Origin of the sequence: Mycobacterium sp. 1165178.9 (genome assembly GCF_001673555.1) — a bacterium.
Classification (GTDB): Bacteria; Actinomycetota; Actinomycetes; order Mycobacteriales; family Mycobacteriaceae; genus Mycobacterium.
The window spans coordinates 1-5,919 of the sequence record NZ_LZMB01000106.1 but is presented as its reverse complement, the minus strand read 5'-3'; the positions used below and the strand labels follow the sequence as shown (position 1 = coordinate 5,919).

The window sequence follows — 5,919 nt, the reverse complement described above, 5'->3', positions numbered from 1 at the left end:
GCCGGTGCGGTTGGCGACGACGGGATCGCGGCGTTGGTCAACAACGCCGGAATCGGAATGACCTGGCCGATGGAAGCAATCCCGCTGGAGGATCTACGCCGCATCTACGAAGTGAATGTCTTCGGGCAAGTCGCAGTCACTCAGGCCTTTCTCCCTTTGCTCCGTGCAGGCGCAGGACGGATTGTCAACATCGGTTCGATCGGCGATCGACTCAGCTTGCCCTTCGGGGCGCCCTTGGCGTCATCAAAGTGGGCGTTAGCCTCGATCACCGAATCATTGCGGATGGAGCTGCGCCCATGGGGAATTCACGTAGTCCTTATCGAGCCGGCGTCTATCCACACTGACGCGGTTGAAAAGGTCAAGGACGACGCTGAGAGGGTGATGTCCGAGATGGACTGGGCCCATGTCGAACTGTATGGCGATACCTACCAAACGATGACGAGTCGTGCTTTGGAGCGCGAAAAGTCGGGCAGCGATCCCGACGTCGTCGCCAGGGCAGTGTTGCGCGCATTACGGGCAAAACGTCCACGGACCCGGTACGTGGTCGGCAAGGATGGTCGGCTGCTGGCTTTCTTGGCCGGCTGGGCCCCCGACCGACTTTTCGACGCGATGCGCGTTCGTCTGTTCGGCTTGCCGAAGAAATTCGGTGTGGCCGCCCAACCAGCAACAGGAGTCGCACGATGAAACTCACCAACCAGGACGCGATCGCCGAGCTCGATGCGGATTTCGCAAAGATGGCCGTTGCGGTGGGCCAGCAGGCATGGGGTCTGTCGGAATTGACGATGCGCGAGAAGGCGTTCGTTTTTCTCGCTGCGGACCTGTCTTCACGGTCTCTCGGGTTTCCGCTACAGACCCATGCCCACATGGCGCTGTCGCAGGGAGTTAGTTTGGCCGCATTGCGAGAGGCGGTCCGCCATTTGGCCCCGTATGTCGGATACCCGACAGCGGCCGAGGCCTTGATGGCGTTGGCCGAAATGGAGGGTTCCCAAAAGACCGCTGCTGAGGAGCCGACAACGAATCCGCCCTTCGAACTCGACGAAACCGCAGCCGCCCGGATTGCTCATCTCGACGACCGTTTCGCGGCCTTCTACATCGAGCAGTTCGCGGCGCGTTGGGGGCGCCCCGAACTAAGCGTTCGCGAAAGGGCTTTGGCGACCATCGCGACCGATGTGCTCAACAGCACCCTCGACGAGTCGCTGCGGCTGCACGTCGGTCTCGCGCTGAATAACGGCGCCGCCGAAGAGCAGATCCGTGCCGTCATCTTGCAAGTAGCCGAATTCGGCATTGCCAAGGCGTGGCGCGCCTTTAGTGCGTTGAGTGAAATTTTGGCGTCTGCAACGACGTAGCGACGAGATCGGGCGGCAGGTAAGCACCGAGACGGGCCGATTCGAAGTCACCCGCCCACTCGCGCCCGCTGATCGCCCGATGCCAACGATGTTGGCCTACAGTTGTTCACATGGCATTCACTCAGCGATCCGAAAAGAGCAGGAACGCGATCCTCACCGCCGCACGGCAAATGCTGGCCAGTCGTGGCTACGAGGCTACGACGATTCGCGCTGTGGCGGCCGCGGCCGGCATCGACCCGTCGATGGTCATGCGTTACTACGGGAACAAGGAAGGGTTGTTTGCAGCGGCGGTGGACGTCGATCTGCACCTGCCGGACCCTGCAGCACTGCCGCCGGAGCAGATTGGGAATCTTCTTGCCCACCATGTCATCGCCCGGTGGGAAGGTGCGCTGTCTGATGAGTTCATCACCTTGCTGCTACGTTCCGCGGGGACGAACAGCGCCGCGGCAGAGCAATTCCGATTGATCTTCGAACGGCAGCTGCTGAAGTTCGTGCAGGACTTGGCCGGCCGGGGCGCTCAGGCACGTCGGCGCGCCGCGATGGTGAGCTCGCAGGTGCTCGGTGTGGCCTATTGCCGCTACGTCCTCGAGTTGCCAGCGGTGACCGAATTGGATGGTGAGACGCTGGCTGACACGCTGGGGCCCGTGCTTCAGCACTATCTCACCGGCGATCTCGACGCGCCGGTGGCAGGTGGCCGAGCGAAAAGGGCGAAGTCGCAGACGTCTCGGCGCACGCGGGGGTGACCCTTCATCGAACGCAAGGGCCAAAGGCTTGATCCGCCAACAACCGTTGGCCTACAATTGTAGGCATTCCTGTTGTCCCTTCGTGGAAGAGATCATGAAGTTCGGTGTAGAACTGCCCACCTGTACCGCCGGCATGATGCATCCGGTGCCGTTTGCCACCGCCGATGATGTCGTCGACATCGCACTAGAAGCCGAACAACTCGGCTATTACGACGCTGGTGGCAACGACCATCTGAGCACAATGGCGTTCGTTCGCAAGGCATGGCCAAGACCACCGGACTACTTCGAACCGTTGCTCATGCTGGCCAATATCGCGGCCAGAACTTCGACGCTGCGTCTGACGACTGGAATCATGGTGCTCCCTATGCGAGAACCGGTTCTGCTGGCCAAGCAAGTGGCCACGCTCGACCAACTGAGCCACGGCCGAGTGACTTTGGGAGTCGCGGTCGGCGGTTACCGCGATGAATTCGAGGCGGTGCGCCCCGATGCCGCTGGCGCCAATCGTGCCGATCTCACCCGCGAGATCATCGAATCGATACGTGATCTGTGGGAACAGCCACGCGTCAGCTACCGGGGAAAGTACGTGCACTTCGAAGGCGTCGAGAGTTATCCCAAACCAATGCAAAACCCGTTGCCGATCTTTTCCGGTGGCAATGTCGAAGGATCGTTGCGCCGAGCAGCGGAGCTGTGCCAGGGGTGGCTTCCGGCGAAGATCGGACCCGCCAAGGTCGCTGAGGGCCGCGCCGACATCGCTCGCTTCGCGCGATCCGCCGGCCGCGATCCCAACACGATCACTACGGCGCTGCAGTCGGTGGTATGTATCGGCAACACTGAGGAGGAGGCGCGAGAGAGGTTTTTCAACTCCTCATTTGATCTCTTCCGAAAGTCGTTGCGGTCGACCATGACCCGGGGGATCGACATCGAAGGTTATCTGGAGATGAATCTGGTCGGATCGATCGATCAGGTCATCGATAAGGTTGATGCGTACCGGTCGGCGGGCCTTGACCACTTCACCGCTCTATTATTTGTCGGCAACACCGTCGACGAACTGCGCGATCAGATGCGCACCTTGGCGCGGCATGTCCTGCCATTGTTCCCGGAAACGGAATGCGGCCGACCTCTCCATACCCCGTGACGCGGCACCGCCGGATGTAGGTTCTCCCATCGCGTGTCATACCGCGACGGACCTGACCTGTGGTCATTTCGCGTATGGAGATTGTCACCTAATGTGATAATCTGACACTCGGCCTATGCGAAAACCATTGCCGCCCGGAAGCAAATGCCTGGGGACGTGGCGTCGTGAGATTCACCCCGAAGGAACTACATTGATGTTAGCCTTTGCTGATGAGTGAAGACCGCTCCGGCATCGCTCAACTCGACCAGCGAATCCCATTCCTTCTGGCGCAACTGGGCTCTCATGTGAGCAGCGACTTCCAGCGCCGGCTGTCCCCTATCGGAACCGACCCTCGCACATACGCGGTATTGGTGGCCTTAGCTAGTTCGGACGGTCAGTCGCAGCGGCAGCTTTCCGAGCGCCTAGGGATTCATCGCAATGCAATGGTGGCTGTAATCGACGGCCTCGAACACGAAGGGCTGGCTAAGCGGTTGCCGCACCCCGACGACAGGCGTGCGGTCGCCGTGACCTTGACCGCCAAAGCACGACGCCTACTGCCCAAGTTGCACGATCAGGCACGTGAACTCGAAGACGAAATCGCCGCACCGCTATCTTCGAAAGAACGAGCCATGTTGCGCACCCTTCTGCAGCGGGTCGCCGCAGGAGCCGGCCTAATTCCAGGAGTCCATCCGAAATTGGGCTGATGGCCGCATCGGCGATGGCATAGCTACCGGCTGTCCATTTTGGCGCAGCCTGACTGCGGTGCGCTGTGGTCGCACACCGCCGCTTTCTGACGCCCCCATCGCTACAACGCCGTCGGAACACTCCGCAGATCGCATACGCGCGACTAACACCGCTTCATGATTGTCATGACTTGTGATGATCACAATAAGTGATTATTATCGGACGCGTGACGAAGTCCGTGATCTTTGGGGCCAATGGGCCCACCGGCAGGCTCGCGACTGCGCGGGCATTGGATGCCGGACATTCGGTGATCGCCGTGACGCGACGGCCGAGCGAATTCCCCATTGCGCACGCGCGTTTGAAACTCGCAGGTACCGATGTGCACAACGCCGCTGCTGTCGCCGAAGCTGTGGCAGGCGCCGACGCTGTAATCTCGATTCTCGGCGTGCCTTTTACGCGCCACAGGGTCGACACCTATTCGGTAGGCGTTCAAAACATCATCGCCGCGATGCGTGCATCGGGTGTTGGAAGGCTCCTCGTCGTCAGCTCCACTTCGGTATATCCCACCCGACGCCATCATGCGCCGCTGTCGCTGCGGCTCGTCGAACCGGTTATCTCCAAAACGATCGGTAAGACGGTTTACGACGACATGCGCCGCATGGAAGCGGCCGTGCGGCAGAGCGGTCTGAATTGGACAATCGTGCGCCCATCGGGATTGTTCGACCTGCCCGAACCTACTGATTACATCCATGGGGCCACCGACCCGGTCGGCGCCTTTACCGCGCGTATCGACCTTGCCGACTACCTGATCTCCGCAGTCACCGACGCGACATCAGTTGGTCGTGTGGTGATCGTGTCCACCACTCACCACACTCCCAATCTGTGGCACATGGTGCGCCAAGAAGCCAAATCGGGCGACGCACCTGGTCAGGTGCCAATAGCCGGAATCGATAGATGACACATCGCCATGTGTCACAAGCCTGCCGTCACAACGGCATTGCTTTCCGTTCAGGTTTCGATAGGAGAACGCCGTGGACACTACATATCTTGTCGTGACGTTCATCGCGATCGCGTTCGATGGGTTCTCTGGGATCGCGGCACTGGTTCATTTCGCGCCGATCTTGCCGGGAATGGCGGGCGCGGGAGTGCCGGTCTCGTGGTTGCGGTTCCCCATCGGCACTCTGAAGACACTGGGCGCGCTGGGGCTTATTGTGGGGCTCTGGGTTCCAGCTATCGGTATCGCGGCCGCCGCCGGGCTGGTCATATTCTTCGTGTGCGCTGTTTACACTCATGTGCTCGCCCATGACATCACCGGCCAGATGATGTTCGGCGGGTTTCTACTCGCACTGAACTGCATTGCGCTTGCGGTAGCAATCGCGGCCCACCCGACGGTTCTGTGAACACAGGCGCTACACCCCAACACCGCATGAAGCTTGCTGCGCGTCGCGCGCACGACAAGTGAAGCAACAGAACGCGGAATCGAGACTGAAGGCGGGGCCCCACATGGGTGACAGATCCGGGTCGGCCACACGTATGCCGCTGTTGTTAGCGCGCACCAGCACAGCGGTGTTGATCGCGCTGGCTCTAGCGCAAGCGATTCTGGCCGGAAACTTCCTTGCCGGCCAGTACGACGCGCTGGGGCTGCATGCGCTCGGGGCGAGGGCGATTACCATCACTTCGGCGGCGCAGATAGCGATCCTGGCGTGGCTATGGCGCGCCGGGGGCCCGCGGGGAGCGTTCTTCGCCGGTGTCGCCCAGACCCTGCTGCTCGTAACTGATTATGCCGCCGGCGAATTACGTCTTACTGCCCTACACATCCCGCTGGGTGTCGCGCTCGTCGTCGGAATTACCCAATTGGCAACGATAATTTGGCGTATACCTGTCTCGGCACGACCCTCGGTTGACAATATTCAGGCGACCCCGTGAATCGGCGCAGCATGTTACGCGCAGGTCTGCTCACCGCAGGTGTCGGAATCGTCGCTGCCGAATGGCCGGTGGCCCGGACGGTGTTGGGGTCCCCTGAGCCGGGCAG

At 60.9% G+C, this 5,919-nt stretch carries 8 protein-coding genes; all 8 read left to right on the top strand.

The window, feature by feature from the left end; all coding sequences use genetic code 11:
• The coding region (locus tag A5652_RS05375) for an SDR family NAD(P)-dependent oxidoreductase (RefSeq protein ID WP_067347381.1) at positions 1-684 on the top strand (684 nt) is incomplete at its 5' end.
• Positions 681-1,346 (top strand): carboxymuconolactone decarboxylase family protein, encoded by a 666-nt coding sequence (locus tag A5652_RS05370; protein ID WP_067347378.1) that lies wholly within the window; start codon positions 681-683, stop codon positions 1,344-1,346. The genes A5652_RS05375 and A5652_RS05370, both read left to right, overlap by 4 nt.
• A gap of 110 nt (positions 1,347-1,456) precedes the next feature.
• On the top strand, positions 1,457-2,089 hold the full coding sequence (locus tag A5652_RS05365; RefSeq protein WP_067347376.1) for a TetR family transcriptional regulator: 633 nt from the start codon (positions 1,457-1,459) through the stop codon (positions 2,087-2,089).
• 82 nt (positions 2,090-2,171) lie between these two features.
• On the top strand, positions 2,172-3,224 hold the full coding sequence (locus A5652_RS05360; protein ID WP_197513768.1) for an LLM class flavin-dependent oxidoreductase: 1,053 nt from the start codon (positions 2,172-2,174) through the stop codon (positions 3,222-3,224).
• A gap of 209 nt (positions 3,225-3,433) precedes the next feature.
• Positions 3,434-3,907, top strand: a complete 474-nt coding sequence (locus tag A5652_RS05355) for a MarR family winged helix-turn-helix transcriptional regulator (RefSeq protein WP_067347374.1) — start codon at positions 3,434-3,436, stop codon at positions 3,905-3,907.
• 206 nt (positions 3,908-4,113) lie between these two features.
• A complete protein-coding gene (locus tag A5652_RS05350; protein WP_067347372.1) occupies positions 4,114-4,845 on the top strand; it encodes an NAD(P)-dependent oxidoreductase in 732 nt (243 codons plus the stop codon).
• A gap of 73 nt (positions 4,846-4,918) precedes the next feature.
• On the top strand, positions 4,919-5,287 hold the full coding sequence (locus A5652_RS05345) for a DoxX family protein (RefSeq protein ID WP_067347370.1): 369 nt from the start codon (positions 4,919-4,921) through the stop codon (positions 5,285-5,287).
• A 166-nt stretch (positions 5,288-5,453) separates the two neighbouring features.
• A complete protein-coding gene (locus A5652_RS05340) occupies positions 5,454-5,813 on the top strand; it encodes a hypothetical protein (protein WP_232001092.1) in 360 nt (119 codons plus the stop codon).
• Positions 5,814-5,919: the final 106 nt, after the last annotated feature.

What these genes read in the sequence shown, in the direction of transcription:
- A5652_RS05370 (WP_067347378.1), top strand. Translation starts at nt 681, where the DNA reads ATGAAACTCACCAACCAGGACGCGATCGCCGAGCTCGATGCGGATTTC.
- A5652_RS05365 (WP_067347376.1), top strand. Translation starts at nt 1,457, where the DNA reads ATGGCATTCACTCAGCGATCCGAAAAGAGCAGGAACGCGATCCTCACC.
- A5652_RS05355 (WP_067347374.1), top strand. Translation starts at nt 3,434, where the DNA reads ATGAGTGAAGACCGCTCCGGCATCGCTCAACTCGACCAGCGAATCCCA.